The following is a 26,524-nucleotide window of genomic DNA, read 5'->3' as shown; positions in this document are numbered from 1 at the left end:
GCTTTGTAGAAATAGGCAAGAATCAAGCAGGATGTTGTCTTGATGGTAGGGTGGTTCTGGAGAAAAATGCAATCACGATTTCGCGGCCAGGCCGCCCTGACTATCAGAAGAAGGCAATGTCGATGAACAACTTTACTCTCCATACTCCGACCAAAATCTTGTTCGGCCAAGGGCAGATCGCCCAGCTGCGCGAGCAGCTTCCGAGCGATGCCCGCGTCATGATCACCTACGGTGGCGGCAGCGTGGTACGCAGCGGCCTGCTGGAACAGATCCGCAACGAGCTGGCTGGCATGACCCTGTTTGAATTTGGCGGCATCGAACCGAACCCGGCCTACGAGACCCTGATGGGCGCCGTGGAGCTGGCCCGTGCCGAGCGGGTCGACTTCCTGCTCGCCGTTGGCGGTGGTTCCGTGCTCGATGGCACCAAGTTTATCGCCGCTGCCGCGCACTACGATCTGGCCAAAGATCCCTGGCACATTCTCGAGACCGTCGGCAGCGAAGTGCGTTCCGCCATCCCGCTCGGTTCCGTGTTGACCCTGCCGGCGACCGGTTCCGAAATGAACATGGGCGCCGTCATCACCCGTCGCAGCAGTGGCGACAAGGTGCACTTCTTCTCGCCGTTCGTGATGCCGCGCTTCGCCGTGCTGGATCCGGTGCTCACCTACACCCTGCCCGAGCGTCAGGTGGCGAACGGGGTGGTGGATGCCTTTGTTCACATCGTGGAGCAGTACCTCACCTATCCGGTCAATGCCAAGGTGCAGGATCGCTTCGCCGAAGGCTTGCTGCTGACCCTGATCGAAGAGGGCCCCAAGGCGCTGGCCGAGCCGCACAACTACGAGGTGCGCGCCAACATCATGTGGAGCGCCACCATGGCGTTGAACGGCCTGATTGGTGCCGGTGTGCCACAGGACTGGGCCACTCACATGCTGGGTCACGAGCTGACTGCCCTGCACGGCCTCGACCACGCCCAGACTCTGGCGGTGGTGCTGCCTGCCCTGCTGCAGGCCAAGCGCAAACAGAAACATGCCAAGCTGCTGCAATACGCAGAGCGGGTGTGGGGTCTGCACAGCGGTAGCGAAGCGGAGCGCATCGACGATGCCATCGCCGCGACCCGCGACTTCTTCGAGCGGATGGGGGTCAAGACCCGACTGCGCGACTACGGTCTGAAAGATCTGGGTATCGACACCCTGATCGGCAAGCTGGGTGAGCACGGCATGACCCGTCTGGGCGAGCACAGCGATATCGATCTGGTGCAGAGCCAGCATATTTATGAAGCGGCCTGGTAAGGGCCGCCAATCGGTGCCAAACGGGCGAAACGATTGAATTGCCGGGGCCCTCTCCCGCCATATGGCGGCTGAGTGGTCCCGCTTTTGTTGGGAAAATGTTACTTTTCGGCGTTTCGCTGCGAGAAGTGAGACGAAAGCGGATTTCGTAAGAACAAAAAACGCTAAGATAGAGGGCCGGTAAAACATTTTTTTTGACTGGTTGGATCACTTTTTTCAGCCGTTTTTACTGGTATAAGCCTCTAATTTGGTTTGTTTTTTTTAATCGTAGCCAGGGATGGGCTGAATTCTGTACGAGTGCCGTCGGGACTGCGGTTGTAATAAAACTCCAAAATTTGATACTAATCACCTTCGCGCCTGAAAAGCGGGGGGCCTGACCATGACAGGAGGTTGAGGTAAAGCCTACTGATTTTCATAACAAAGAGCCCTGGACCTGCACTTTGGTCATGTCTTGTTTCGTCAGAAGTGAGACACTGGGCAGCGATTGTTTATTAACCATCAGGGAATAGTCATGCAGATTGGAATACCGAGAGAGAGTCTCGCCGGTGAGACCCGGGTCGCAGCGACCCCGGCTACCGTCGAGCAGCTGAAAAAGCTCGGCTTCGAGGTCGCCATCGAGACCGGCGCAGGCCTGTCGGCCAGCTTCGATGATGCCGCCTTCGAGGCTGCCGGTGCCAGCGTGGTGCCGAATGTCTGGCAAGCCGACCTTATCTTCAAGGTCAATGCGCCGACCGATGCCGAGATCGCACAAATTAAAGATGGCGCCACTCTGGTGAGCTTCATCTGGCCTGCCCAGAACCCTGAGCTGGTCAAGAAGCTGTCCGAGCGCAACATCAATGTGATGGCGATGGATATGGTGCCGCGGATCTCCCGTGCCCAGTCCCTCGATGCCCTCTCCTCCATGGCCAACATCGGTGGCTATCGCGCCGTGGTTGAAGCTGCGCACCAGTTCGGTCGCTTCTTCACCGGTCAAATCACCGCAGCCGGTAAAGTGCCGCCTGCCAAAGTGCTGGTGATCGGTGCCGGTGTAGCCGGTCTGGCCGCCATCGGTACGGCCGGTTCCCTCGGCGCCATCGTGCGTGCATTCGACACCCGTCTGGAAGTGGCCGAGCAGATCGAATCCATGGGTGGGGAATTCCTCAAGCTGGACTTCGGTGGCGAAGACGGTGCATCCAGCGATGGTTACGCCAAAGTCATGTCCGATGAGTTCATCAAGGCCGAGATGGAGCTGTTCGCCCAGCAGGCCAAAGAGGTGGACATCATCATCACCACCGCCCTGATCCCGGGCAAGCCGGCTCCCAAGCTGATCACCAAAGAGATGGTCGACAGCATGAAGCCGGGCTCCGTCATCGTGGACATGGCCGCTCAGGCTGGCGGTAACTGTGAATACACAGTGCCGGGTGAGCTGCATGTCACCGCCAACGGCGTCAAGGTGATCGGTTACACCGATCTGCCGGGTCGTCTGCCTGCCCAATCCTCCCAGCTCTACGGTACCAACCTGGTCAACCTGATGAAGCTGATGTGCAAGGAGAAGGACGGCAACGTTGCCATCGACTTCGAAGACGTGGTTCAGCGCAACATGACGGTGATCCAGGCCGGTGAAGTGACCTTCCCGCCGCCCGCCATCTCCGTCTCTGCTGCCCCGCAGAAACCGGCAGCCGCCAAACCGGCCGCCAAGAAGGAAGAGGCCAAGCCCTCCAACAAGAAGTTCGTGTTCGGTGCCCTCGGCATCGCCGCCTTCGGCTGGATTGCGTCCGTTGCCCCGGCAGCTTTCCTCTCTCACTTCACCGTATTCATCCTGGCCTGTGTGGTCGGTTACTACGTGGTGTGGAACGTATCGCACGCCCTGCATACGCCGCTGATGTCGGTCACCAATGCCATCTCCGGCATTATCGTGGTCGGTGCCCTGCTGCAGATCGGGCAAGGGTCGACTCTGGTTACCGCGCTGGCGTTTATCGCCGTGCTGATTGCCAGTATCAACATCTTCGGCGGCTTCACCGTCACTCAGCGCATGCTGAAGATGTTCCGTAAGGATTAAGGGGGTTTAACGTGTCTCAAGGACTGGTAACAGCATCCTATATCGTTGCCGCCGTGCTCTTCATCCTCAGTCTCGCGGGACTGTCGAAGCAAGAGACGGCCAAACATGGCAACCTGTTCGGTATCGCGGGTATGGCCATCGCCCTGATCGCGACCGTGTTCAACCCGGAGACCAGTGGCGTTCACTGGATCATCCTAGCCATGGTGATTGGCGGTGCCATCGGCGTGCGTCTGGCACTCAAGGTCGAGATGACCGAGATGCCCGAGCTGGTGGCCGTGCTGCACAGCTTCGTGGGTATGGCAGCGGTGCTGGTGGGCTTCAACAGCTTCATCGATTTGCACCCTTCTGCACCTGCTGAGGTCGTCGTCTCCGTCGGTTCCAACCTGGATGCCACCCTGGCAGCCGCCCGTGCGGCGTTCGAGCAGGCCAACAGCGTTGCCCAGGTCGAGCACCTGACCGGCGCCATGCTGAACATCCACCTGGTCGAGATCTTCCTGGGCGTCTTCATTGGTGCCGTAACCTTTACCGGTTCCGTGGTTGCCTTCGGCAAACTGCGTGGTCTCATCTCCTCCAAGCCGCTGATGCTGCCGCACCGCCACAAGCTGAACCTGCTGGCCGTGGTCGCTTCTCTGGCGCTGATGGTCTACTTCGTCAACGCGGGCGGCTCTACCTTCGCCCTGCTGGTGATGACCCTGATCGCCTTCGCCTTTGGCTGGCATCTGGTTGCCTCCATCGGTGGCGCAGACATGCCGGTGGTGGTCTCCATGCTGAACTCCTACTCAGGTTGGGCGGCGGCTGCGGCGGGCTTCATGCTCTCCAATGACCTGCTTATCGTCACCGGTGCCCTGGTGGGTTCCTCCGGTGCGATCCTCTCTTACATCATGTGCAAGGCGATGAACCGCTCCTTCATCTCCGTTATCGCCGGTGGCTTCGGCTCCGACGGCGTAGCCTCCACGGCTGATCAGGAGATGGGCGAATACCGCGAAACCAGCGCCGAGGAAGTGGCTGACCTGCTGAAGAACTCCAGCTCCGTCATCATCACCCCGGGCTACGGCATGGCGGTGGCGCAGGCACAGTATCCGGTGGCTGAAATCACCCAGAAGCTGCGTGATCGTGGCGTCAAGGTGCGCTTCGGTATCCACCCGGTTGCCGGTCGTCTGCCTGGCCACATGAACGTGCTGCTGGCGGAGGCGAAAGTCCCGTATGACATCGTGCTGGAAATGGACGAGATCAACGACGACTTCGCCGATACCGATACCGTGCTGGTGATCGGTGCCAACGACACCGTCAACCCGGCCGCGATGGAAGATCCGGGCAGCCCGATCGCCGGTATGCCGGTGCTGGAAGTGTGGAAAGCGCAGAACGTCATCGGTTTCAAGCGTTCCATGAATACTGGCTACGCCGGTGTCCAGAACCCGCTGTTCTTCAAGGAAAATACCCAGATGCTGTTTGGCGATGCCAAGGCCAGCGTCGAGGCAATCCTGAAAGCACTGTAAGTGCCACTCAGAGACTGGATATCAAGGAGGCTTCGGCCTCCTTTTTTATTGCTCATCCCTTGTATATCCTCAATCCATACGGACCATGAGGGATCTCCATGATGTGGTGTCAGGGTTGGCGAAGGATCGGGTTGTACGGCTGGCTGCTGGCCTCCCTGTTGGGTGCCGGTTTGGCGGCTGCGGCGGACAAACCGCCGACACTGACGCTGCTGACCGAGCTGTGGCCCCCTTATGTGATGCGTGGTGACAATGGCGAGCTGGCCGGCGCCGATCTCGATCTGGCCTGTACCGTGTTGCGCCAGATGGGTTATCGCACTGAAATCAGGGTGCTGCCCTGGAAGCGGGTTCTGCAGCAGGCCCGTCTCAGACAGGGGGATGCGGTGCTTGATGTCTTCTTTGAACCTTCCCGCCAGCACTGGCTCCACTACCCCGAAGAGCCGCTCTCTTACAGCGGTGAAGTGCTCTTCTATCCGACGGTTCGTCCGGTGGATTTCAAGCAGCTCTCCGACCTCAAGGGTCTGCGGATAGGTATTCAGGAAGATTATGCCTACAGCCCCGATTTTCTGACCGATCCCGGGGTGATCCGGATGCCGATGACGGGGGAGGGGAATGCCATCAAACAGCTGCATCTGATGATGGCCGGTCGGCTGGACGGGGTGGTGCTCAACGAGCGGGTCGGTCGCTACTTGCTGCATACCCAGGGGCTGCAGGATCAGGTGAGCCACGGCTCGCGTCTGCTGACCGACGACAACCGCAATTTCCTCGCGTTTACCCACAAGCCCGGCCACGATCAGCTGGCTATCCGCTTCTCCTCTGCCCTCAAGGCGTTCAAACAGACTCCCGCCTACAAGCAACTGCTGGCCCGCTATCACCTCTGAGTTGCCGCCCTGCTGTGCGCCGCTTCACAATTTGTCGCACTTTGTTAAAAGGTGGGCATAATGGCGAGCAAAAAGGGGATGCCGCTCAACATTAGTTGATCTTGTTGATAGTAGAATCAACTGCGGTTTACTCAGAGTTACTCATATATGTCCACAGCAGCCACCACTGACCAGATCAATTCGTTAACGGATGAAGAACGTCATCTGATCGCCAGTTTTGAGCCCGCGGTCGAGGCGCTGGCCGCGCTGTTTGGCGCAGGGTGCGAGGTGGTGTTGCATGCGTTCGATACGCTGGATGCATCGGTTATCAAGATTGCCAACGGCCATGTCACCGGTCGTCGGGAGGGGGCGCCGGTCACCGACTTTGCCCTCAACCGCTTGCAGGGGGAGGCGGGCAGCCAGTGGAGCAGCTACTTCAGCCGTACCCGCGACGGGACGCTGATGAAGTCCTCTTCCATCACCATCAGCAACCGGCAGGGCAAGCCCATCGGCATGCTCTGCGTGAACTTCAGTCTGGATACCTCCCTTGGCAGCCTGCTCGATACTTTTGCGCTGCCCGCGGCACCGGCGCCGCTCAACAACGAGACCTTTGCCAGCTCGGTGGACGATCTGGTGACTCAGGTGATTGAGAAGGTGGATCGGGACGATTCGCTCTCCTGCACGGTGCGCAACAAGGAGATAGTGACCCGGCTCTTCGACATGGGGATCTTCGAGATCAAGGAGGCGGCCCAGCTGGTTGCCCGGATGCTCGGCATCTCCCGTCATACTGTTTATCTGCATATCCGCAACTACAAGGCGGATCTGAACAAGCAATAACTGCCTGCGGGCATCCTGAACATGAGAAACACTGCGATGAAAGCACAATGGACCGACTTTATTACCCTGCTCAAGCGTGAAGTGGTGCCGGCCCTGGGCTGTACCGAGCCGATGTCGGTGGCGCTGGCGGCGGCCAACTGCCGCAAGCTGCTGGGGGTGACCCCGACCCGCGTCAGCGTCTGGGTCAGTGGCAATCTGTTCAAGAACGGCATGGGAGTCGGGGTGCCGGGCACCGGCATGATCGGCCTGCCGGTAGCCGCTGCGGTCGGTATAACAGGGGGCAATCCCGATGCCGGGCTGGAGGTGCTCAAGACCCTCACACCAGAACAGGTGGAAGCGGCCAAGGCGCTGCTGCCGGTGATCAAGGTGGATGTGAAGGATGTACCGGATGTGCTCTACGCCGAGGTGCTGGCCGAAGTGGAGGGCCATAGTGCCCGGGTGGTGATCTGCACCGACCACACCCGCATCATCCTGATGGAGAAGGATGGCGAGGTGCTGATGGAGCAGGCCAGTGCCCCCGGCGTGCAGATCCAGCCAGCCAAATCCGCCAAACCGGCCATGACCCTGCGGGAGATCGTCGATTTTGCATTGGAAGTGCCGCTGGCGGAGATCGACTTTATCCGCGAGGCCGCCACCATGAATCAGGCGCTGGCGGACGAAGGGTTACAGGGCTACGGCCTGAAGATCGGCAAGATCCTCACCGAGCAGGTGGAGCGCAAGCTGCTCTCCGATGACCTGATGACGCTGGCGATGCGCCTCTCCTCTGCTGCCTCCGATGCGCGGATGGATGGCGCCATGCTGCCCGCCATGTCCAACTCCGGTTCCGGCAATCAGGGCATTGCCGCCACCATGCCTGTGGTCGCGGCTGCCCGCTTCCTCAAGGCGAGCGACGAGCAGCTGACCCGAGCACTGGTGATGAGCCATCTGGTGGCCATCTACATCAAGACCTATCAGAACAAGCTGTCGGCCCTCTGCGCCGCCAGTACCGCCGCCATGGGTGCCGGTGCCGCCATCACCTGGCTGCTGGGCGGCCAGTATCAGCAGATCAGCCACTGCATCAACAACATGATTGGCGATGTCTCCGGCATCATCTGCGACGGCGCGGGCAGCGCCTGCTCCATGAAGGTCTCCACCTCCACCTCGGCGGCGGTTAAGTCTTCGCTGATGGCTATCAACAACCTGCATGTCCCCCAGAGCGAGGGGATCGTCTCCGACGATGTGGACCAGACCATCGCCAATCTGGGCCGCCTCTCCAAAGAGGGGATGCTGGATACCGACATCGAAATCATCAACATCATGCGAGCGAAACAGCAGAAGCAGTGAATCTGTGACAAGGGGGCGATAGACCCCCTTGTTCTTGTCACGACGGCGCAGACCGTCTGACACGGTTGCCAGGGCAAGCATGGCGCTTGCTCTTGTTTCTCGGGCGCAAGCCCGCTTTTTGGGGAGTCACACCATGACATTTAGCGTTATCGGCAATCTGGCCATCGCCGCCATCTTGCTGTTCTTTCTCTACCGGTTACAGGAAAAACATGTGAGCTTCACCCGCCGGGTATTTGCCGGTCTGGGGCTCGGTATTCTGTTCGGCGCTGCGTTGCAACTGCTTTACGGTGCTGGTTCGCCGGTCATTGTTCAGACCATCGACTATCTGGATATCGTGGGTAGCGGCTATGTGAAGCTGCTGCAAATGATCATCATCCCGCTGATCATGGTCTCCATCATCAGCGCTATCTTGAAGCTCAATGGCGGCACCGCGCTGGGCAAGATCAGCGCCATGACCATAGGCGTGTTGATCTTCACCACCGCCATCGCCGCCGGGGCGGGCATCCTGATGTCCAACCTGTTTGGCCTGACGGCTGAAGGGCTCACCTCCGGTGCCGCCGAAAGCGCCCGTGGCGCCGCGCTGCAGAGCACCCTCGGCAGCGTCGAGAGCATGTCTTTCGCCAAGATGATGCTGGAGTTCATTCCCGCCAACCCCTTCCTCGACATGACCGGGGCCCGCAAGACCTCCACCATCGCCGTGGTGATCTTCTCCATCTTCATTGGCCTCTCCGCTACCGGCATCGCCCGCAAGAAGCCGGAGATCTTCGCCAGCTTCAGCCACTTCGTGGCCGTGGCTCATGCCATCGTAATGCGAATGGTGACTCTGGTGCTGCGCCTGACCCCGTTCGGCGTACTGGCGCTGATGACCAAGGTGGTCTCCGGCTCCAACTATGCGGATATTCTTAACCTGCTCAGCTTTGTGATGGCCTCTTACGGCGCCATCGCCATCATGTTTGTCGTGCACCTGCTGCTGGTGAGCATGGTCGGCATCAACCCGCTGCGCTTCCTCAAGAAGATCACGCCGGTGCTGGCGTTTGCCTTCACCTCGCGCACCAGTGCGGGCTCCATCCCGATGAACGTGCAGACCCAGACCAAGTCGCTGGGTATTCCTGAGGGGATCGCCAACTTCGCCGCCTCCTTTGGTTCCACCATCGGCCAGAACGGCTGTGCCGGTATCTATCCGGCCATGCTGGCCGTGATGATTGCCCCGACCGTCGGGGTCAACCCGATGGATCCCGGTTTTATCATGACCCTGATCGCCATCATCACCGTCAGCTCCTTCGGGGTGGCCGGGATTGGCGGCGGCGCCACTTTTGCCGCGCTGATCGTGCTCTCCGCACTGGACTTCCCGGTGGCGCTGGCCGGTCTGCTCATTTCCATCGAGCCGCTGATCGATATGGGCCGTACCGCGCTCAACGTCTCCGGCTCCATCACCGCAGGGGCGGTCACCAGCCGCCTGATGGGCGAGACCGACATGCATGTGTTCAACAGCGATCACGAAGTGAGTCTGGACGGCGAAGAGTCCACCGTCTGATTTGCTGTCGGTTGATCTGCCCGTGGAAAGGGGCGACCCTTTCCCGTCATAGACCGCAGGGAGGGCATGCCCTCCCTGCGCCATTGAGAGGAAAAACTATGAGAATTCTGATCATCGGTGGCGAAGCCGCCGGTATGAGTGCGGCCGCCAAGGCGCGCCGTCTGGCCAAAGATGCCGAGATCGTGGTGTATGAGGCCTCCGAAGTGATCTCTTTCGGTGCTTGCGGCCTGCCTTACTTCGTCGGTGACGAGTTTCAGGAGCCCGGCTACATGGCCGAGTTCACCCCGGAGCAGTTCGCCGCCAAGGGGATCGAGGTCAAGATTGGCCATCGGGTGCTGAGCGTTGACGCAACTGCCCAGACCCTGCAGGTGGAGCACAACGGCGACACCTTCACCGATCGCTACGATCGGCTGATGATCGCCACCGGCGCCCGCGAAGTGATGCCCCCCATCCCCGGCTTGCAGCAGCAAGGGGTATTTGGTCTGCGCCGGATGGCCGACGGACTGGCGCTCAAAGCTGCGGTGCAAGACAAGAACAATCGCCGCGTTGTGGTGATTGGCTCCGGCTTTATCGGGCTGGAGGTGGTCGAGGCGCTGGTCCATCAAGGCAAAGAGGTGCGTCTTATCGAGCTGGCGGATCGGGTCATCCCCGACGCGTTTGATGGCGAGATCACCCAGCACATCGAAACCGAACTGCGCGAGCAGGGGGTCTCTCTCCATCTGGGTGAGCGAGTTGAAGCGCTGCTGGGGGATGGCCGGGTGACCGGCGTGCGCACCAGCCAGGGTGAGTACGAGGCCGATATCGTGGTGGTCTGCACTGGGGTCAAGCCCAACACCGAGTTTCTGGTCGATACCGGCATCGAGCGGCTCGGCAACGGCGCCATCAAAGTGGATCGTCAGGGACGCAGCTCGCTGGCCAACGTCTGGTCGGCCGGCGACTGTGCCAGCGTCTGGCACAGCGTAAAGCAGCAGCAGGTCTATGTACCGCTCGCCACCATCGCCAACAAGCTGGGGCGCATGGTGGGTGAGAACCTGGCCGGGGCCGAGCAGGAGTTCCCGGGTACCCTCGGTTCTGCGGCGCTCAAGGTGTTGGGGCTGGAGGCGGGCCGTACCGGCCTCTCCGAGCAGGAAGCCAAGGCGATGGGCATCGACTATCGCACCGTGGTGATAAAGGACAAGTGCCACACCAACTACTGCCCGGGTCAGTCCGACATTCACGTCAAGCTGGTCTACGAGGCGGGCAGCAAGCGGCTGCTGGGCGGCCAGATCCTCGGTCGCAAGGGGGCGGTACACCGCATCGACGCGCTGGCGGTGGCCATCACCATGGGGGTGACCACCGAGCAGCTCGGCATGCTGGACTTTGCCTATGCGCCGCCCTTCTCCCGCACCTGGGATGCCCTGAACGTGGCGGGTAATGTCGCGAAGTAAGCGTTGCGATGACGGCGTTGGGAAGGCGCCGTCACGCTGACCCAGCTCTGCAGAGCTTCTGCGGGTAATATCAGTGGCTAAATTGCAGCGATAAAAAAACCGATGCCTTGGCATCGGTTTTTTGTTACCGGTTTATCCGTATCACTCAGCCACGGCCGAGGCGGTTCTCCGGGTAGTTCTTGGCCAGCACTTCGCGGGCATGCTTGGCCAGCTGTGGCATTTTCAGGGCGTCGTAAGACTCGACCATGATCTCCAGTGCCTTCTCGGTTTCGGCTGTGTCGGGGTAGGTCTCGACAATCAGCTTGGCCCGGTTGGCGGCCGCGACCAGTGCATCACGCTTCACGTAATACTCGGCCACGCTCAGGTCATATCGGGCCAGACGATTCTTCAGGCCAATCATGCGGGCGCGGGCATCGGCGGCATAGACGCTGTTGGGGTAGTTCTGCAGCAGGGTCTTGAAATCCTGGAATGCCTGACGGGCATAAGCAGGGTCTTTGTCATCCCGATCGATACCGAACAGGCTCTGGAAGAAGTTGTAATCCGCCGCCATGTTGGTCAGGCCGCGCATATAGAAGACGTAATCGATATTTTTATGCGCCGGATTGAGGCGGATAAAACGGTCGATATTGGCGATCGCCTGAGCGGTATCATCCTGCTTGTAGTAGGCATAGATGAGGTCAAGTTGCACCTGATTGGAGTAGGCACCGAACGGATAGCGAGAGTCCAAAGCCTCCAGCAATTCAGTGGCTTGCACGTAATTGCCAACGTCCAGTTTGAGGCGTGCTTTCTGGTACAGGGTCTCCGGCGGTTCGTCGGGTACCTTGGGTTTGGTGCTGGAACAGCCTGTGATCAAGGTAGCGACCAAGGCGAGCGACATCAGCAGGTGAGACTTCTTTCCCATCAACAACATCCGGTCCATTTCCACGAAATTGGCAAAGTATCCGTTATGCTTGGCTAAAAGAAAAGCTAGAATACCCGGATTATTTCGAATTGATACCCCCCGCTCAAGAGACCATACATGAGCCAGCATATTGAACTGACAGGCGAATTCCAGGATCACCAATTCGGGCAGCGACTCGACCAGGCCCTGGCCGAATTGTTTCCAGACTACTCCCGCACCCGCATCAAGGAGTGGATTTTACAGGACAGAGTGACCCTGGACGGTCAGGTTGCCAACACCCCGCGCGAGAAGATTCTGGCCGGGCAGCAGGTGCATGTGAATGTCGAGCTGGAAGATGATACTCGCTGGGATGCCCAGGATATCGAGCTCAACATTGTTTATGAAGATGAACACATTCTGGTGATCGACAAACCGGCCGGTCTGGTGGTTCACCCGGGCGCAGGTACGCCGGATGGCACCATCCTCAACGCCCTGCTGCACCGCTACCCCGGCATTGCCGAGGTGCCCCGCGCCGGTATCGTGCACCGTCTGGATAAAGACACCACTGGTTTGATGGTGGTTGCCAAAACCGTACCCGCCCAGACCCATCTGGTGGAAGCGTTGCAGGCGCGCCAGATCACCCGTGAGTACGAAGCGATCGCCATCGGTCACATGACCGCAGGTGGTACGGTTGATGCGCCCATAGGCCGTCACCCGACCCAGCGTACCCATATGGCCGTGGTGCCCAATGGCCGCCCCTCTGTGACCCACTACCGGGTGCACGAGAAGTTCCGTGGCCACACCCGTCTGCGTCTGCGTCTGGAAACCGGCCGTACCCACCAGATCCGTGTCCACATGGCGCACATCAAACACCCGCTGGTGGGGGATCCCGCCTACGGTGGCCGTCTGCGCCCGCTGCGCAACGCGACCCCCGAGCTGACCGAGGCGCTGCGCAACTTCCATCGTCAGGCGCTGCACGCCACCATGCTGCAGCTGGCTCATCCCATCACGGGTGAAGTGATGCAGTGGCACTCCCCCACGCCGCAAGACATGGTGGCGCTGATGGAGGTGCTGCGTGCCGACACCCTCGCCAATCCGGATGAATTGGTCTGGAAATAGTGGCTTGATTGAGGCACTGCACTCCTGAATAGCCCTCGCCAACCTGGACGAGCTGGTCTGGAAAGGGTGATGAATCTGGCGGTATTGCGACAACTTCTGCCGTAACCCGCCGATACAGCGCGTAGCACACAGAACCTTGAAACGGGGCGTCTTGACTGGTTGCAGCCAAGAGCCCCGTTTCCATTTGAACGATAGAGCGTGAAGGAGTGAGCAATGAAATGGATTGAACCCGACTGGCCTGCGCCAGCGCGCGTCCGGGCGCTTTCGACCACCCGTGACGGTGGCGTCAGCGAAGGGGTCTTTGCCGGTCTCAATCTGGGCGCCCATGTGGGGGATGAACCGGTGCGAGTCGAGGCCAATCGGGCCCGGCTGCAGCAGGCGGCCGCCATCCCGGGGCCCCTTAACTGGCTCAATCAGGTGCACGGCACCGTGGTTCATCCAGTCAGCAGCCATTATGAGCAGGCGCCGGATGCCGATGCCGCCTGCGCCCATGAGGCGGATCAGGCCTGCATCGTGATGACCGCCGACTGTCTGCCGGTGCTGTTCTGCGATCGGGCAGGCACAGTGGTGGCCGCTGCCCATGCTGGCTGGCGTGGACTGAAAGAGGGCGTGCTGGAGGCGAGCATCGTCGCCATGGGCTGCGAGCCGGGCGAGCTCCTGGCCTGGATGGGCCCGGCCATTGGCCCTACCGCATTTGAAGTGGGGGGGGAGGTGCGCGAGGCCTTTATGGCTGAGCAGGCTGAAGCAGAAGCTGCGTTCGTCCCTTCGTCCAACGACGGCAAATGGTTGGCGGATATCTACCAGCTGGCGCGGTTGCGCCTCGCCCGTGCCGGCGTTACCGCCGTCTATGGCGGCGAATACTGCACCTTCAGCGACAGCGAGCAGTTCTACTCTTATCGTCGCGACGGCCAGACCGGCCGGATGGCCTCCCTCATCTGGTTGGCCCGCTAAGCAATCACCCGCCAAGTAATAGCCCGTCTCTCTCAAGACCAGAGCCATATGAGAGAGGCGGGGATCATGTTCTTGTCCCGTCTTGCAGAAAAAATAACCAGTCCATGCCCTTGAAATAGCCCGTACGGGCCTCATCTTTCATCTCAGAAAGTTATGTTGTTTGCCGCGCAAGCGGCGTCTGCCTGTTTGAAGGGGGAGTGCAATGCGCCTCGATCGCCTTACCAGCAAATTCCAGATTGCTATTTCCGATGCCCAGTCTCTTGCGCTGGGTCGTGACCACCAATTTATCGAACCCGTTCACCTGATGACCGCACTGGTCAATCAGGATGGCGGCTCTATCCGTCCGTTGCTCACCCTGACCGGGATGGATATCAATGCCCTGCGCTCCCGTCTCGGTGAGGAGCTGGATCGCCTGCCGCGCGTCAGCGGCGTAGAAGGGGACGTGCAGCTCTCCAACGGCCTCGGCCGCCTGCTCAACGTCTGCGACAAACTGGCCCAGCAGCGCAAGGATCAGTTCATCTCCTCCGAGCTGTTCGTGCTGGCAGCCCTCGACGACAAGGGAACGCTAGGTGAGCTGCTGCGCGCCCAGGGGCTGACCAAAGAGAAACTAGAAGCGGCCATCGACAAGGTGCGTGGCGGCAAGAAGGTGGAGGATGCCAACGCCGAGGAGAATCGTCAGGCGCTGGAGAAGTACACCATCGATCTGACCGAGCGGGCCGAAATCGGCAAGCTCGACCCGGTGATCGGCCGTGATGACGAGATCCGCCGTACCATTCAGGTGCTGCAACGCCGTACCAAGAACAACCCTGTGCTGATCGGTGCCCCCGGTGTCGGTAAAACCGCCATCGTCGAGGGACTGGCTCAGCGCATCATCAACGGCGAAGTGCCGGAAGGGCTCAAAAACAAGCGGGTGCTGTCGCTGGACATGGGGGCGCTGGTGGCCGGTGCCAAGTATCGCGGTGAGTTTGAAGAGCGGCTCAAGGCTGTACTGACCGATCTCGCCAAGGAGGAGGGCAACGTCATCCTCTTTATCGACGAGCTGCACACCATGGTCGGCGCCGGCAAGGGCGAAGGGGCCATGGACGCGGGCAACATGCTGAAACCTGCGCTGGCCCGTGGCGACCTGCACTGCGTCGGCGCCACCACCCTGGATGAGTACCGTCAGTACATCGAGAAAGATGCCGCGCTGGAGCGCCGTTTCCAGAAGGTGCTGGTGGAAGAGCCGAGCGTGGAGGACACCATCGCCATTCTGCGCGGCCTGAAAGAGCGTTACGAGCTGCACCACCATGTGCAGATCACCGATCCTGCCATCGTGGCGGCGGCCCAGCTGTCCCACCGCTACATCGCGGATCGCCAGCTGCCGGACAAGGCCATCGACCTTATCGACGAGGCGGCAGCCAGCATCCGGTTGCAGATCGACTCCAAGCCGGAGGCGCTCGATCGCCTCGAGCGGCGCATCATCCAGCTCAAGCTGGAGCAGCAGGCGCTGATGAAAGAGGACGATGACGCCAGCCGCAAGCGTCTGGAGCTGATCAATCAGGAGATTGGCGAGAAGGATCGGGAATACAACGAGCTGGACGAAGTGTGGAAGGCCGAGAAGGCCGCCCTCGCTGGCACCCAGCATATCAAGGCTGCGCTGGAGCAGGCCCGTCAGGATCTCGATGTGGCGCGCCGGGCAGGCGACCTGGGCCGGATGTCCGAGCTGCAGTACGGCCGTATCCCCGAGCTGGAGAAGCAGCTGGATCTCGCCACTCAAGCCGAGATGCAGGAGACCAGTCTGCTGCGCAACCGGGTCACCGATGTGGAGATCGCAGACGTCCTGGCCCGCTGGACCGGTATTCCGGTCGCCCGCATGCTGGAAGGGGAGCGCGACAAGCTGCTGCGGATGGAAGATCAGCTGCACAGCCGGGTGATTGGACAGGAAGAGGCGGTCGATGCGGTTTCCAACGCCATTCGTCGCTCTCGTGCTGGTCTCTCCGATCCGAATCGCCCCATCGGCTCCTTCCTGTTCCTGGGGCCCACCGGGGTGGGCAAGACCGAGCTGTGCAAGGCGTTGGCCGAGTTCCTGTTCGATACCCAGGATGCCATGGTGCGGATCGATATGTCCGAGTTCATGGAGAAACACAGCGTGGCCCGTCTGGTGGGGGCGCCTCCCGGATACGTGGGTTATGAAGAGGGCGGTTATCTGACCGAGGCGGTACGCCGTCGTCCCTACTCGGTGATCCTGCTGGACGAGGTGGAGAAGGCGCACCCGGATGTCTTCAACATCCTGCTGCAGGTGCTGGATGATGGCCGCCTGACCGATGGTCAGGGGCGTACCGTCGATTTCCGCAACACCGTGGTCATTATGACCTCCAACCTTGGTTCGGATCTGATTCAGGAGCACCACTCCGAGAAGGATTACGACGAGATGAAGGCCATGCTGATGGAGGTGCTGACCCGCAGTTTCCGGCCGGAGTTTATCAACCGGATCGACGAGACCGTGGTGTTCCATCCGCTCGGCGAGGAGCACATCAAGTCCATCGCCCGCATCCAGCTCAAGAGCCTGATGGGCCGTCTGGAGGCTCAGGGTTACGAGGTGGAGGTGAGCGAAGCGCTGCTCAACAAGCTGGTTCACGCCGGGTTCGACCCCGTCTACGGGGCACGACCCCTCAAGCGGGCGATCCAGCAGAAGGTGGAGAACCCGCTGGCGCAGGCGCTGCTCTCCGGCCGCATCGTTCCCGGCAAGAAACTGCTGCTGGGAGCCGACAGCAACGGCCTCACCATGACCCAGTAATGGGATTGTCGATGAAAAACGCAGGCCTTGTGCCTGCGTTTTGTTTTCAGGGGAAGCGAGATGCTGAAGTTTTCCGTGCTGGTGGATGACGACGTTCATCTGCCAGGCTGTCTGCCCGAGCGAGGGTTGGCGCTGCTGCTGGAGTGTGACGGCCTCAGGGTGCTGTTTGATAGCGGCCGTGGCCGGGCGCTGTGCCACAACGCCGCCGTGATGGGGATCGATCTCGCCTCGCTCACGCATGTGGTGCTCTCCCACGGTCATTATGACCATGTGGGCGGGGTCGGCTCGCTGCCCGTCTATCCAAGACCCATCCCGCTCATCGCCTGTCCGGACGTGTTTTGCGAGCGGGGCTACTTCCTGTCGCTGCCCTTCTGGCGACGCAACCTCTATCGCCTGTCGGGGGCGCTGGCTCGGGAGTCGCTGCCGGCCAGAGGCTTGCTTCCCCACTGCTCAGCCGAGCCGGTGTGGCTCTCGGATCGTCTGGTGTTCCTCGGCAGCATTGTGCGGCGCGACCGGGCTGCGCCTTCGCTGCTCGGCTACATAGTGCGGGGTGGGCGGGTGGAGAAAGACCTCATCAGCGACGACTCGGCACTGGCTTTTAAGAGCTCCAAGGGCCTTATCGTCTTTATCGGCTGCGGTCACGCCGGGGTCGAGAACATCGTCGAGTGGGCCAAGGAGGTGTGTGGTGACGAGCGGATCCACGCCGTCATCGGCGGCCTGCACCTGAAGTTTTCCGGCCCACAGCGGGCGGTGGCGCTCGGTTCCTATCTGCAGGAAGAGGCGGTAGAGCTGTTGTTTGCCTGCCACTGCACTGGCAGCAGAAAGGCGGGGTTGCCGCGCCAGCGCCAGATCGGGGCGGGTTTTGAGCACAGTTTTTCGGCGTAAAAAAAACGGCAATCCGAAGATTGCCGGGAGGAATGTAGTGAAGCGACCTGACGTGGGTTGAGCGGGTCGCAGGGGCAAGCCCCGGTTTCGCCGTGGGCCATCAGGGATGACCACGCGACTTACAGCATGTCCGGACTGCGCTCGTTCAGTCCGCACCGCCACACAACTTCAGTGCTGACCCGCGTGCCACTGCGCGCAGGCCAGACCGATGAAATCAACGCGTTTACAGCATGCCCGGGATGGCGGCCTTCATTTCAGAGGGCCACACACCAACCTGTACCTGACCAATATGCTCTTTTTGCAGCAACAGCATGGCCAGACGAGATTGGCCGATGCCGCCGCCGATGGTCTGCGGCATCCGTGCTGCCAGCAGATCCTGATGCCAGTCGTACTGCAGGCGATCCTCATCGCCGGTGATGGCCAGCTGGCGGCGCAGTGCCTCGGCGTCAACCCGGATCCCCATGGAGGAGATCTCGAAGCTGTCTTGCAGCACCGGGTTCCACACCAGAATGTCACCGTTCAGACCTGCCAGACCCAGCTCGCTGTTGCTGCTCCAGTCGTCATAGTCCGGGGCGCGGACATCGTGACGCTCACCGTGGGAGAGGGCACCGCCGATGCCGATCAGGAACACGGCCCCCAGCTCTTTGGCGATGGCACGCTCGCGCCCCTTGGCATCGAGATCCGGGTAACGGGCCAGCAGCTCTTCGCTGTGCAGGAACTGGATCTCGGCCGGCAGGAAGGGGGTCAGCTCATGCTCGGCACAGACCGCGCGCTCGGTGGCCTTGATGGCGGCCCAGATGCCGCGCACGGTTTCCTGCAGATAGGCCAGATCGCGGCGCTCGCTCGGCATCACCTTCTCCCAGTCCCACTGATCCACGTAGACGGAGTGGATGGGGGTGAGCTTGTCTTCATCCGGACGCAGCGCCTTCATGTGGGTGTAGATCCCTTCGCCCGGGCCGAACCCGAAGCGACCCAGGGTCTGGCGCTTCCATTTGGCGAGTGAATGGACCACTTCGTAGCTGTGCTCCGGCAGGGTTTTCACTTTGACCTGCACTGCATTCTCGTGGCCAGAGAGGTTGTCCTGAGTGCCATCACCGACTCGGCTCAGAATGGGGGCTTGCACCTCCATCAGACCCAGTTGTTGGGCGAGTTGGCGGGAGAACATCTCTTTGACGAAGCTGATCTGCTGTTGGCTGCGAATGTAGTGCTGTTTCATGCTGAATTCCTGTTTCAAACCCCGTTGGATGTGGTGATTCTTCAACGGAATACCAACTAAATTCAATATTCGATAATAGAAATAGGTTTTGTGTATTTTTTTCTTCAAAATAAGCCGTTATTTAATGAGGTATCGTCAATGGGAGTGCAAAAAAATGCCGGAAAATTACCGAATCGATAATCTCGATCAGGCCATCCTCACCGCTCTGATGGAGAATGCGCGGATCCCTTACGCCGAACTGGCGAAACAACTGGCGGTCAGCCCGGGCACCATCCATGTGCGGGTGGAGAAGATGAAACAGGCGGGGATCATCGAGGGGACACGGGTGCAGGTTAACCCCAAGAAGCTGGGTTACGACGTCTGTTGCTTTATCGGGATCAATCTGAAGAGTGCCAAGGATTACCCCTCGGCACTGGCCAAGCTGCAGGCGCTGGACGAGGTGGTGGAGGCCTACTACACCACCGGCCACTACAGCATCTTCATGAAGGTGATGACCCGCTCCATCGACGAGCTGCAGATAGTGCTGATCAACAAGATCCAGACCATCGACGAGATCCAGTCCACTGAAACCCTGATTTCGCTGCAAAACCCTATCCTGCGGGATGTGAAACCCTGACCCCTTGATCAGGGTTCGATATAGGGGATGGCATACTTGTCGTAGAGGGCCTTGAGGCTGCCGTTGCGTTTCATGCGCAGCAGTTCGGCATCGTAGGCCGCCATCAGGGCGGGGGTTTGTGCATCCGCCCGTGCGCGGGCCCAGGTGTTGAAGTAGGGGCTGCTCTTGAGCGGTTTGGGCAGGTAATCGATCTTTCCCGTCAGCCCCTCTTCCTTGATCTGGGTGAAGGCGGTGACCAGCGGCATGGGCACGGTATCGATCCGTCCGGCCAGCAGTTTGCGCAGTTGCAGCTGGTTCATGGTGATCTCCTGAAACTGATAGGCCGGGTCGGTCATGGCTGCTGCCAGTTCAGGGGTATAGGAGAAATCCTTGGTCACGCCGATGCGCCAGGGTTTGAGATCGGCCAGCGTTTCGTAGCGGATCTTCATCAGGTCCGCCTTGCGCACGAAGAAGTGCCAGCTGTGGCGAAGATGGGCCTGTTGGGGATAGATGAGATAACTCTCCCGCTCTGCCTTGTAGGAGTGGGTCATCACCAGGTCGCAGGCGCCGGTTTCGGCGTTGCGGGTGAGGCGGGCACCGGAGTCGGCCAGCTCGATCCGAAAGGGCGTCTCCAGCTTGTCGAAGATGGCGGTGACTATGTCGATATCGAGTCCGCGGGGTTTCTGATCGGCATCGAGAAACTTGAGCGGGGGCTCCATGGTGCCGCAGATCACCAGCTCCTTGGCGGGCAATCCGAGTGGAAACAGCAACCAAAACAGGGGGATCACACGCAAACTACGTCTCCTGAGCCCGTTTGAAGATATTCCAAGACCTGATTCCAGTATATTGGATGGCACCTGATCCGTTGGAAGCGACTGTTTATGGCAAATCCTGAAATCGAGAGCCCGCTGGACGGGATCGACAAGTTGACCGTCTCGCTCTACCGCCTTGGCTTGAGTGCGGCAGCCTTGTTGCTGCTTTGCCGCGGTGCGGCGCTGCTGAGCGGGATGGCACTGCTCCCGTCGGCACAATGGTTGATGTCGCTGGCAGTGGCAAGCGCAATCTGCGGCTTCTCGCTGCATATCTACGACAAGCGGATTCGCCTGATTCTGCAGGGATTTGGGTGGGGCGCACTGGCCCTGGCAGCGGTGGGGGCTCCGGATGCGCTGGTGCTGGGGGCGGCGTTGGCGACCCTCTCCGGGCTGGCGTTCAAGGAGCAGTTTTGTTTCGCCATTCCCGGCATCAAGCTGGTGCCCGTATTGCTGCCGGCGTTATGGCTGCTGGAGTGGTTGCGGGTGGAGTGGGCCGCCGCACTGGTGGCGCTGGTATGCGGGGCCCTGTTGACCTTGCTGGCGCTGGCCAAGTGGCGGATGCCCCTGCACTTCGATATCGGTGACAAGGGGCGTTACCAGATCTAGGTCTGTTGGCACACCTTCATCTGCTGGTTGAGGGCCTGCATCACCTGACGGCGGCTGATGATGCCGATCACCTTGCCCTGTTGCAGCACCGGGTAGATCTTGGGCTTGGCATCGGCCATCTGGCGAGCCAGATCCAGAATGCTCTCATCCGGCCCGACCGAGAGGGGCGAGCGGTTCATCAGATCCTCCACCCGGGTGCGGGTATCGCAGTGGTAGCTGCCGGTGAGCAGGCTGGGGATGCAATCTTGTTCGGAAAGAAAGCCGATCAGCCGTTTCTGCTCATCCAGCACCGGCAGGCCGCCAAGACCCGATTGATGCAGGCGATCCAGTGCTTCTGCCAGGCCGAGTCCGGCAGTGAGGGTGTGGGTCAGGCGACCCATGTGGTGGTGTACTTTCAGCATGGTGGTGACTCCGCAAGAGGGTGATGCCGCCACTATGACGCGGGTGGGTGGCCCGCGACCAATGGCTTGTGCCGCAGGGATTGATAGGCACAAGCCATCGGCGGTGATCCGCTGGTAGGCGGGCTTCGTTCATGCAAGACCATGAAAGGGAAAGGAGATCGTATGCGTGCATTGGTTACGGGCTGCGGCCGTCGACTCGGATTTTATCTCTGTGAACAGCTGGTGGCGGCGGGCTGGCAGGTGACGGGCAGTTATCGCAGCGAGCGGCCGGAGCTGGCCACGCTGGCGGCACTGGGGGTCGAGCTGGTGCAGGCGGATTTTGGCCGGGAAGAGGACGTTGGCAAGCTGATTGATGTGCTGGCTGCCCATCAGGATCTGGCGCTGGTGATCCACAACGCCTCTGCTTTCGAACCTCAGGCAACTGATCCGGCGGCGCAACTGGCCCAGTTCGAGCAGTTCTACCGGGTACACATGGCGGCCCCCTTCCAGCTAAACCGGGCGTTGGCCCCCCGGCTGGCCAGCAATCCCAACGCCAGCATCATTCACATCACCGATATCTATATCCATGCCCCGGCCCCCCGTTTTGCCAGCTATGTGGCGACCAAGGCGGGAGCCCATTCACTGGCCATGAGCTTTGCCCGGGAGCTGGCGCCTGCGGTTCGGGTCAACACCATAGAGCCGGGCCCCATTCTGTTTCTCGACGAGCATGACGAGGCGTGGCGCCAGCAGGTGTTGGCAAAAACACCGCTGGCGCGGGAGGGGGGACTTGAGCCCATCTGGCAGGCGGTGCAGCTACTGGTGGGGAACAGTTATATGACGGGGGCCAGCATCAAGGTGGATGGCGGGCGCGCGCTGGCTACCCTCTGAAGATTTGCCAAGCACCAGCGGCTCCAGCCCGACCTGCCGGGTCAGCAAGTCCTTGCCGGGTTTGAGCTTGCCCGACGGGGCAGGGAGCGTCACTTGCAGCGCCACCTTGGGGTCATGCACCTCGCCATGGCCGTAGAGCTCGGCCAGCAGCTCCGCCAGATAGGAATCGACCTCTGCCGAGGTAAAGTCACCGCTCCTGTTGCTGGCCAGAATATCGATGTCGAGCGGCCGGTCGTGCACCTTGCAGAGCGGATCGCTGCGATCCCGGCCGTGGGCCACCTCGAGGGCGACAAAGTGCTGCTTGAGGCGGGCGGTATCGAGCGGGCTCTCCACCACCAGCAGGCAGTTGAGAAAGTCGTGGTTTGAGTGCATTCCCACCGGCTTGGTGCGGATCACCGAACTCAGCCGCAGGGGGCCGACGTTCGCAAGCAGCTCGGCCAGCGCGCGGCTGACATGGATATGCGGGTCAATATTGGAACCAATGCTACACAGATAGAACATGCTCACCTTCCCGGGGTTGGGCTCATCTGAAATGTATACGCAGCTCACGGTTATCGGATTAACTATGGCTTAACATTGTCTTATCTATTGTGATCCGGCACTGATTGGCAGAAAGGAGGTTTGCATGAGTGTGGAGCTGAAATGGGCGCTGTTGACCGCCTCGGGCGCGCTGGCGATGATCATGATTATCTGTCTGGCCTCTGTCGCGTTGGCGTGAATCACCACAATCCAGATAATACAAACCGGCCTGTTGGCCGGTTTTGTTTTTTGGGGCGGTGCGGCTATGCTGGCGCACCGGTGAGAATGCAAGAGAAGAGATGATGACCAAGGTTCGCCCACGCTCCCTGCTGCAGGTGGTATTGATGGGATTTGTGCTGGTATTGATGCCGCTGGGCGGCATGATCTGGCACAACAGCACCTCCCTTGCCCACCTCAGTCAGCTCACCAGCGACGAGATGGAGCGGGCAGTCAAGGATACCCGCCGCGCCACCCTGCTGACGGCGCAAGCCATCGATATCGAGCGCACCTTGCGCCGCTTCGCGGTGCTGGGGGATCGCCGCAGTCTCACCAGCTACCAGCAGCAACTCGACGGGTATCGGGTGTTGCTGGCGGAGCACCGCAACTCCATCACCGACGGCCAGCTCTACAGCGGGCTCGATCAGGGGCTGGCCTGGCTCGACAGCCTGCAGGATGCCGCGCTGGCCCGTGCGGCGGTAGCGGGGGGCAAGCTGGAGCAGTTCAACGATGCCAACAAGCAGCTCGAAATAGTCACCCGCAGCCGGGTTGACGAACACATGGATCGGGTGCAGCTCACCATCGCCGGACTGACCAGCGAGCTCTGGTGGGTGAGCGGAGCGGTGGCGGCGCTCAGCCTGCTGATGGTCTTTATCTTCACCTACCTCATCATCCACCCGGTACGACAGATTGAGTCGCGCATCTTGAGCCTGGGTGCCGGGGTCGAACCCGATCCCAAGCCGGTTGACGGCCCTGCCGAGCTGGTATTGCTGGGGGAGCGGATCGTCTGGCTGCACGACAAACTCAAGGAGCTGGAGCTGCAGAAATACCAGTTCCTGCGCCATGTATCTCACGAGCTCAAGACCCCGCTGGCGGTGCTGCGGGAAGGGACGGATCTGCTCTGCGAGCAGCTGGTCGGGCCTTTGACGCCGGATCAGCTGGAGATCTGCCAGATGCTCGATGAGAACAGTCGGCGCCTGCAGACCCTGATCGAGCGGCTGCTCGACTTCAACCGGCTCAGTCAGCAGGAGGCCTTCGAACTGGAGCCCGTCCCCCTGCTGCCGATGTTGTCGGAACTTTCTGCCGAGTACCGGCTGGCATTGGAGTCCAAGCAGATCCGTGTACACTTGCCGACCGTGCCGGTTACCCTGTGGGCGGAGCCCTACCGGCTACGACTGATCCTCGATAACCTCTTCTCCAACGCCGTCAGTTACGGCGCCAGCGGGGGCAATATCTGGATCAGGGCAGGGCAGGATGAACAGATAAGCTGGCTGGAAGTGGCCAACGAGGGGCACAAGATCCCCGTGGCCGATCAGCAACGTATTTTTGAACCCTTCGAGCAGGGCAGCACAGTGCGGCAAGGTCTCTTGAAAGGCTCGGGCATGGGCCTCTCCATCGCCCGCGAGTCTGCCAACAGCCTGGGGGGGGAACTGGTTCTGGTAGAGGATGAACAGGCTGATGTCTGTTTCAGGTTGACGTTGAAATGAGGACTATGAAGATACAACGTGTATTTCCAGCTCTGATGGCAGGGCTGCTCGCGGGTTGCTCCTTGCTGCCGCAACAGGCACAGCGGGAGTCCTCCGATATCGCTTTTGCCAAGCGGATGGAGTTTGCCAACAAGGAGATGCAGGTGCGTCTGCAATACTCCGACTGGCTGCTGGCCAGTCACCCCCAGCAACGGGTGCAGGAGCGTCAGCGTCTGAAAGGGGCCGACGATCTGGAGAGCCGGGTCAGTCTGGCGATGGTGGACTCCCACCCCGCCGAATCGGTGGCCAATCGCACCGCCGGTCTGGCGCGCCTGAAGCAGATGCTGCCCGAACTGGGTCTCGATGCGCAGGCCTTTTTACGTAGCTGGATCGCCCTCGGCGAGCAGCTGCTGGCCCGCGACAGCCGTCGCGATGACCAGAGTCAGGAGATCCAGCGGCTGCGCCGCCAGATCGAGCAGCTGACCGCTATCGACGACCAGCTCAACCAGCGCAAGCTGAACGAGAATCGTGAGGTAATACCATGAGCCGGATCCTGTTGGTGGATGACGACGTCAGCCTGCTCAAACTGATGAGCATGCGGCTGCGTAGTCAGGGTTATGAAGTGGATACCGCCGACAGCGCGGAAGGGGCCCTCGACCGGTTGCGTCAGCAACGGGCCGATCTGGTGCTGAGCGATCTGCGGATGGCCGGCATGGACGGTCTGGCGCTGTTCGAGCGGATCCAGGCCCAGTGGCTGGGTTTGCCGGTGATCATCATGACCGCCCACGGCACCATCCCGGACGCCATTCAGGCGACCCGCTCCGGCGTATTCAGCTTCCTGACCAAACCCATCAACAAGGATGAGCTGTTCGCCACCATCGAACATGCGCTGAGTCTGACCCGGCCGAAACAGCAGCAGGAGTGGCAGTCGCTGATCCTGACCCGCAATCCCCAGCTGGAACAGCTGCTGATCCAGGCCCATAGCATTGCGACCATGGAGGTACCGGTGCTGATCATGGGGCCGTCAGGCTCCGGCAAGGGGGCGATGGCGCAGGCGCTGCACCAGGCCAGCCAGCGGCGCGACAAGCCGCTCCATACCATCAACTGTGCCGCCATTCCGTGGGCGTCACTCGACCTGCAGCTGTTTGGTGAAGATGGCCAGTCCGGTCTGTTCGAGCAGGCCAAGGGGGCGACCCTGTTTCTCGACGAGATTGGCAGCCTCTCCGAATCCCTGCAGGCCAAGCTGCTGCAGGTGATGGAGGAGTATGGTCAGGGCACGCCGGAGGTGCGGGTGCTCAGCTCCAGCCATCAGGATCTGGTCAAGGCGATGGAGGAGGGGCGCTTTCGGGAAGATCTCTTCTACCGTCTCAACGTTGCCAATATCACCTTGCCGTCTCTCAGTGCCCGCAGCGAGGATATCCCCCTGCTGGCCCGTCAGGCGCTCGACGATTACCGCAGCCGCCACAGCGACTGCGCCGCCATGGGTTTTTCGCCCGAGTCGCTGGCGATGCTGGCGGCCGCTGCCTGGCCCGGCAACGTGCGCCAGCTCTGCAACGTGGTGGAGCAGCTCGCCAGCCTCTGTTGCAGCCCGGTGATTGGGGTCTCCATGGTGGAGTCCGCCCTGAGCGGCGGTGGCGGTGGCATCCCCTCGTTCAACGAGGCGCGGGCCGAATTCGAGAAGGAGTATCTGATCCGTTTGCTGCGCACCACCGAGGGCAACGTGACCCTGGCGGCCAACATGGCGGGAAGAAATCGTACCGATTTCTACAAGTTATTGAATCGGCACGGTATCGAAGCTGCAAACTTCAAATCGAAGGGATAAATCAGGCGGGGTCAACTACCGCCGGAGCGGCATCGGCTTTCTGGGTTTTATGGGAGAGCCAGAGGCCGCTCGCCTTCATCAGGTAACCGAACAAGGCGCCTATGATGAGGGAGGGCAGGATCAGCCGCCACTCGCCAGCCGCCCCGAAGGTGGCACAGCAACCGGCAAAGGTGCCGGGAATGTAGGCGAGCCACTGCTGCTTGGCCTGTACGCACATCAGGGTGGCGACCACCCCCGTCATCACATAACCCGCCACACCCGCTCCCCACAGACTGTCGCCATGGATCAGCAGCAGTGCCCACAGCATGCCGCTGGTGTTGCAGAAGATGGTCTGCAGCAGCGCCTTGTAGCCGCCGCTTGACGCGAAATAGCTGGTGCAGCCGAGAAAGCCGACCCAGGAGATAAGGCCGAACGCGACGGCAATCCAGCCCCAGACGGCGGAGAGAATTCCAGTGGTGATGGCGATGGCGATCAGTGGGCTCATGGGGGCGACTCTTCAGTTGGCTTCGCAAAATGGGCAGCCTACCCCCGGCAATCGGGGCGGCAAGCGGGGGCGGAATTGTGTGTGATCTTCATCACCCTTTTCAACTCAGGAATA

At 60.7% G+C, this 26,524-nt stretch carries 25 protein-coding genes; 19 read left to right on the top strand and 6 right to left on the bottom strand.

Translation table 11 applies throughout. The features are described from left to right. The first annotated feature begins 122 nt into the window (after nt 1–122). The 8 genes from yqhD (at nt 123) to LRL22_RS12865 (ending at nt 10,795) form a co-directional block, all read left to right on the top strand. A complete protein-coding gene (gene yqhD / locus LRL22_RS12900) occupies nt 123–1,286 on the top strand; it encodes an alcohol dehydrogenase (RefSeq protein ID WP_139405384.1) in 1,164 nt (387 codons plus the stop codon). Between the two features lie 508 nt (nt 1,287–1,794). Next, complete coding sequence (gene pntA, locus LRL22_RS12895) at nt 1,795–3,321, top strand: Re/Si-specific NAD(P)(+) transhydrogenase subunit alpha (protein WP_040070064.1); 1,527 nt, start codon at nt 1,795–1,797, stop codon at nt 3,319–3,321. Nucleotides 3,322–3,332: 11 nt separating this feature from the next. After that, nucleotides 3,333–4,817, top strand: a complete 1,485-nt coding sequence (gene pntB / locus LRL22_RS12890) for a Re/Si-specific NAD(P)(+) transhydrogenase subunit beta (protein WP_139472537.1) — start codon at nt 3,333–3,335, stop codon at nt 4,815–4,817. A 98-nt stretch (nt 4,818–4,915) separates the two neighbouring features. Continuing rightward, entirely contained in the window at nt 4,916–5,695 is a 780-nt protein-coding gene (locus LRL22_RS12885) for a substrate-binding periplasmic protein (RefSeq protein ID WP_216976622.1), read from the top strand. Nucleotides 5,696–5,842: 147 nt separating this feature from the next. Further along, the gene (locus tag LRL22_RS12880) at nt 5,843–6,511 is read left to right on the top strand and encodes a helix-turn-helix transcriptional regulator (RefSeq protein ID WP_216976625.1); all 669 of its coding nucleotides are present in this window, start codon (nt 5,843–5,845) and stop codon (nt 6,509–6,511) included. Between the two features lie 21 nt (nt 6,512–6,532). After that, complete coding sequence (locus LRL22_RS12875) at nt 6,533–7,834, top strand: L-cysteine desulfidase family protein (protein WP_216976627.1); 1,302 nt, start codon at nt 6,533–6,535, stop codon at nt 7,832–7,834. A 133-nt stretch (nt 7,835–7,967) separates the two neighbouring features. Next, nucleotides 7,968–9,368: an L-cystine transporter gene (locus LRL22_RS12870; protein WP_270905533.1), complete on the top strand. Its 1,401-nt coding sequence runs from the start codon at nt 7,968–7,970 to the stop codon at nt 9,366–9,368. A gap of 98 nt (nt 9,369–9,466) precedes the next feature. Then, nucleotides 9,467–10,795 (top strand): CoA-disulfide reductase, encoded by a 1,329-nt coding sequence (locus tag LRL22_RS12865; RefSeq protein WP_270905532.1) that lies wholly within the window; start codon nt 9,467–9,469, stop codon nt 10,793–10,795. Between the two features lie 145 nt (nt 10,796–10,940). On the opposite strand, the gene LRL22_RS12860 is transcribed toward LRL22_RS12865, so the two are convergent. After that, entirely contained in the window at nt 10,941–11,696 is a 756-nt protein-coding gene (locus LRL22_RS12860) for an outer membrane protein assembly factor BamD (protein ID WP_019446583.1), read from the bottom strand. A gap of 117 nt (nt 11,697–11,813) precedes the next feature. Between LRL22_RS12860 and rluD the strand changes: the two genes are divergently transcribed. From rluD to LRL22_RS12840, 4 genes are all read left to right on the top strand, one after another. After that, nucleotides 11,814–12,794: a 23S rRNA pseudouridine(1911/1915/1917) synthase RluD gene (gene rluD / locus LRL22_RS12855; RefSeq protein WP_227341786.1), complete on the top strand. Its 981-nt coding sequence runs from the start codon at nt 11,814–11,816 to the stop codon at nt 12,792–12,794. A 213-nt stretch (nt 12,795–13,007) separates the two neighbouring features. Beyond that, the gene (pgeF, locus tag LRL22_RS12850; protein ID WP_270905531.1) at nt 13,008–13,745 is read left to right on the top strand and encodes a peptidoglycan editing factor PgeF; all 738 of its coding nucleotides are present in this window, start codon (nt 13,008–13,010) and stop codon (nt 13,743–13,745) included. Nucleotides 13,746–13,947: 202 nt separating this feature from the next. Beyond that, entirely contained in the window at nt 13,948–16,521 is a 2,574-nt protein-coding gene (gene clpB / locus LRL22_RS12845) for an ATP-dependent chaperone ClpB (protein WP_270905530.1), read from the top strand. Nucleotides 16,522–16,581: 60 nt separating this feature from the next. Further along, nucleotides 16,582–17,406, top strand: coding sequence for an MBL fold metallo-hydrolase (locus tag LRL22_RS12840; RefSeq protein ID WP_270905529.1), 825 nt, complete (start codon nt 16,582–16,584; stop codon nt 17,404–17,406). 223 nt (nt 17,407–17,629) lie between these two features. Here LRL22_RS12840 and asnA read toward each other — a convergent pair whose 3' ends face one another. Continuing rightward, a complete protein-coding gene (gene asnA, locus LRL22_RS12835; RefSeq protein ID WP_245097261.1) occupies nt 17,630–18,622 on the bottom strand; it encodes an aspartate--ammonia ligase in 993 nt (330 codons plus the stop codon). A gap of 154 nt (nt 18,623–18,776) precedes the next feature. Here asnA and asnC point away from each other — a divergent pair, with 154 nt between their 5' ends. Next, nucleotides 18,777–19,238: a transcriptional regulator AsnC gene (asnC, locus tag LRL22_RS12830; protein WP_005339783.1), complete on the top strand. Its 462-nt coding sequence runs from the start codon at nt 18,777–18,779 to the stop codon at nt 19,236–19,238. An 8-nt stretch (nt 19,239–19,246) separates the two neighbouring features. On the opposite strand, the gene LRL22_RS12825 is transcribed toward asnC, so the two are convergent. After that, a complete protein-coding gene (locus LRL22_RS12825) occupies nt 19,247–20,011 on the bottom strand; it encodes a substrate-binding periplasmic protein (protein ID WP_123173967.1) in 765 nt (254 codons plus the stop codon). Between the two features lie 87 nt (nt 20,012–20,098). On the opposite strand from LRL22_RS12825, the gene LRL22_RS12820 reads away from it, so the two are divergent. Next, nucleotides 20,099–20,635, top strand: a complete 537-nt coding sequence (locus LRL22_RS12820; protein WP_005357578.1) for a DUF2301 domain-containing membrane protein — start codon at nt 20,099–20,101, stop codon at nt 20,633–20,635. Here LRL22_RS12820 and LRL22_RS12815 read toward each other — a convergent pair. Further along, a complete protein-coding gene (locus tag LRL22_RS12815) occupies nt 20,632–21,036 on the bottom strand; it encodes a CBS domain-containing protein (protein ID WP_021231463.1) in 405 nt (134 codons plus the stop codon). The genes LRL22_RS12820 and LRL22_RS12815 overlap by 4 nt on opposite strands. Nucleotides 21,037–21,198: 162 nt before the next feature. On the opposite strand from LRL22_RS12815, the gene LRL22_RS12810 reads away from it, so the two are divergent. Next, nucleotides 21,199–21,903 carry an SDR family oxidoreductase gene (locus tag LRL22_RS12810; protein ID WP_064337527.1) on the top strand — a complete coding sequence of 235 codons (705 nt, stop codon included), beginning with the start codon at nt 21,199–21,201 and terminating at the stop codon, nt 21,901–21,903. On the opposite strand, the gene LRL22_RS12805 is transcribed toward LRL22_RS12810, so the two are convergent. Continuing rightward, entirely contained in the window at nt 21,829–22,404 is a 576-nt protein-coding gene (locus tag LRL22_RS12805; RefSeq protein ID WP_270905528.1) for a 2-amino-4-hydroxy-6-hydroxymethyldihydropteridine diphosphokinase, read from the bottom strand. The two genes, LRL22_RS12810 and LRL22_RS12805, sit on opposite strands and share 75 nt — an antisense overlap. A gap of 124 nt (nt 22,405–22,528) precedes the next feature. On the opposite strand from LRL22_RS12805, the gene cydH reads away from it, so the two are divergent. The 4 genes from cydH (at nt 22,529) to LRL22_RS12785 (ending at nt 25,926) form a co-directional block, all read left to right on the top strand. Continuing rightward, nucleotides 22,529–22,621, top strand: coding sequence for a cytochrome bd-I oxidase subunit CydH (gene cydH, locus LRL22_RS12800; RefSeq protein ID WP_005339800.1), 93 nt, complete (start codon nt 22,529–22,531; stop codon nt 22,619–22,621). 103 nt (nt 22,622–22,724) lie between these two features. Continuing rightward, on the top strand, nt 22,725–24,125 hold the full coding sequence (locus LRL22_RS12795; RefSeq protein ID WP_270905562.1) for a sensor histidine kinase: 1,401 nt from the start codon (nt 22,725–22,727) through the stop codon (nt 24,123–24,125). Between the two features lie 5 nt (nt 24,126–24,130). Beyond that, complete coding sequence (locus LRL22_RS12790) at nt 24,131–24,649, top strand: hypothetical protein (protein WP_040070048.1); 519 nt, start codon at nt 24,131–24,133, stop codon at nt 24,647–24,649. Continuing rightward, nucleotides 24,646–25,926 carry a sigma 54-interacting transcriptional regulator gene (locus tag LRL22_RS12785; protein WP_005339807.1) on the top strand — a complete coding sequence of 427 codons (1,281 nt, stop codon included), beginning with the start codon at nt 24,646–24,648 and terminating at the stop codon, nt 25,924–25,926. The genes LRL22_RS12790 and LRL22_RS12785 overlap by 4 nt, the downstream gene beginning before the upstream one ends. Before the next feature lies 1 nt (nt 25,927). Here the strand turns inward: LRL22_RS12785 and LRL22_RS12780 are convergent, their stop codons facing one another. After that, on the bottom strand, nt 25,928–26,410 hold the full coding sequence (locus LRL22_RS12780) for a DUF1097 domain-containing protein (RefSeq protein WP_257700277.1): 483 nt from the start codon (nt 26,408–26,410) through the stop codon (nt 25,928–25,930). Nucleotides 26,411–26,524: the final 114 nt, after the last annotated feature.

This window comes from Aeromonas sp. PI_26 (assembly GCF_027854445.1).
Lineage (GTDB): Bacteria > Pseudomonadota > Gammaproteobacteria > Enterobacterales > Aeromonadaceae > Aeromonas > Aeromonas veronii.
The sequence above is the reverse complement of the archived record's forward strand: the minus strand, read 5'-3'. Positions and strand labels throughout refer to the sequence as shown.

Excerpts from the sequence above, each read along its gene's own strand:
- yqhD (WP_139405384.1), top strand. The coding sequence starts at position 123 with ATGAACAACTTTACTCTCCATACTCCGACCAAAATCTTGTTCGGCCAA.
- pntA (WP_040070064.1), top strand. The coding sequence starts at position 1,795 with ATGCAGATTGGAATACCGAGAGAGAGTCTCGCCGGTGAGACCCGGGTC.
- LRL22_RS12885 (WP_216976622.1), top strand. The coding sequence starts at position 4,916 with ATGATGTGGTGTCAGGGTTGGCGAAGGATCGGGTTGTACGGCTGGCTG.
- LRL22_RS12880 (WP_216976625.1), top strand. The coding sequence starts at position 5,843 with ATGTCCACAGCAGCCACCACTGACCAGATCAATTCGTTAACGGATGAA.
- LRL22_RS12875 (WP_216976627.1), top strand. The coding sequence starts at position 6,533 with ATGAGAAACACTGCGATGAAAGCACAATGGACCGACTTTATTACCCTG.
- LRL22_RS12870 (WP_270905533.1), top strand. The coding sequence starts at position 7,968 with ATGACATTTAGCGTTATCGGCAATCTGGCCATCGCCGCCATCTTGCTG.
- LRL22_RS12865 (WP_270905532.1), top strand. The coding sequence starts at position 9,467 with ATGAGAATTCTGATCATCGGTGGCGAAGCCGCCGGTATGAGTGCGGCC.
- LRL22_RS12860 (WP_019446583.1), bottom strand. The coding sequence starts at position 11,696 with ATGGGAAAGAAGTCTCACCTGCTGATGTCGCTCGCCTTGGTCGCTACC.
- rluD (WP_227341786.1), top strand. The coding sequence starts at position 11,814 with ATGAGCCAGCATATTGAACTGACAGGCGAATTCCAGGATCACCAATTC.
- pgeF (WP_270905531.1), top strand. The coding sequence starts at position 13,008 with ATGAAATGGATTGAACCCGACTGGCCTGCGCCAGCGCGCGTCCGGGCG.
- clpB (WP_270905530.1), top strand. The coding sequence starts at position 13,948 with ATGCGCCTCGATCGCCTTACCAGCAAATTCCAGATTGCTATTTCCGAT.
- LRL22_RS12840 (WP_270905529.1), top strand. The coding sequence starts at position 16,582 with ATGCTGAAGTTTTCCGTGCTGGTGGATGACGACGTTCATCTGCCAGGC.
- asnA (WP_245097261.1), bottom strand. The coding sequence starts at position 18,622 with ATGAAACAGCACTACATTCGCAGCCAACAGCAGATCAGCTTCGTCAAA.
- asnC (WP_005339783.1), top strand. The coding sequence starts at position 18,777 with ATGCCGGAAAATTACCGAATCGATAATCTCGATCAGGCCATCCTCACC.
- LRL22_RS12820 (WP_005357578.1), top strand. The coding sequence starts at position 20,099 with ATGGCAAATCCTGAAATCGAGAGCCCGCTGGACGGGATCGACAAGTTG.
- LRL22_RS12815 (WP_021231463.1), bottom strand. The coding sequence starts at position 21,036 with ATGCTGAAAGTACACCACCACATGGGTCGCCTGACCCACACCCTCACT.
- LRL22_RS12810 (WP_064337527.1), top strand. The coding sequence starts at position 21,199 with ATGCGTGCATTGGTTACGGGCTGCGGCCGTCGACTCGGATTTTATCTC.
- LRL22_RS12805 (WP_270905528.1), bottom strand. The coding sequence starts at position 22,404 with ATGTTCTATCTGTGTAGCATTGGTTCCAATATTGACCCGCATATCCAT.
- cydH (WP_005339800.1), top strand. The coding sequence starts at position 22,529 with ATGAGTGTGGAGCTGAAATGGGCGCTGTTGACCGCCTCGGGCGCGCTG.
- LRL22_RS12795 (WP_270905562.1), top strand. The coding sequence starts at position 22,725 with ATGACCAAGGTTCGCCCACGCTCCCTGCTGCAGGTGGTATTGATGGGA.
- LRL22_RS12790 (WP_040070048.1), top strand. The coding sequence starts at position 24,131 with ATGAAGATACAACGTGTATTTCCAGCTCTGATGGCAGGGCTGCTCGCG.
- LRL22_RS12785 (WP_005339807.1), top strand. The coding sequence starts at position 24,646 with ATGAGCCGGATCCTGTTGGTGGATGACGACGTCAGCCTGCTCAAACTG.
- LRL22_RS12780 (WP_257700277.1), bottom strand. The coding sequence starts at position 26,410 with ATGAGCCCACTGATCGCCATCGCCATCACCACTGGAATTCTCTCCGCC.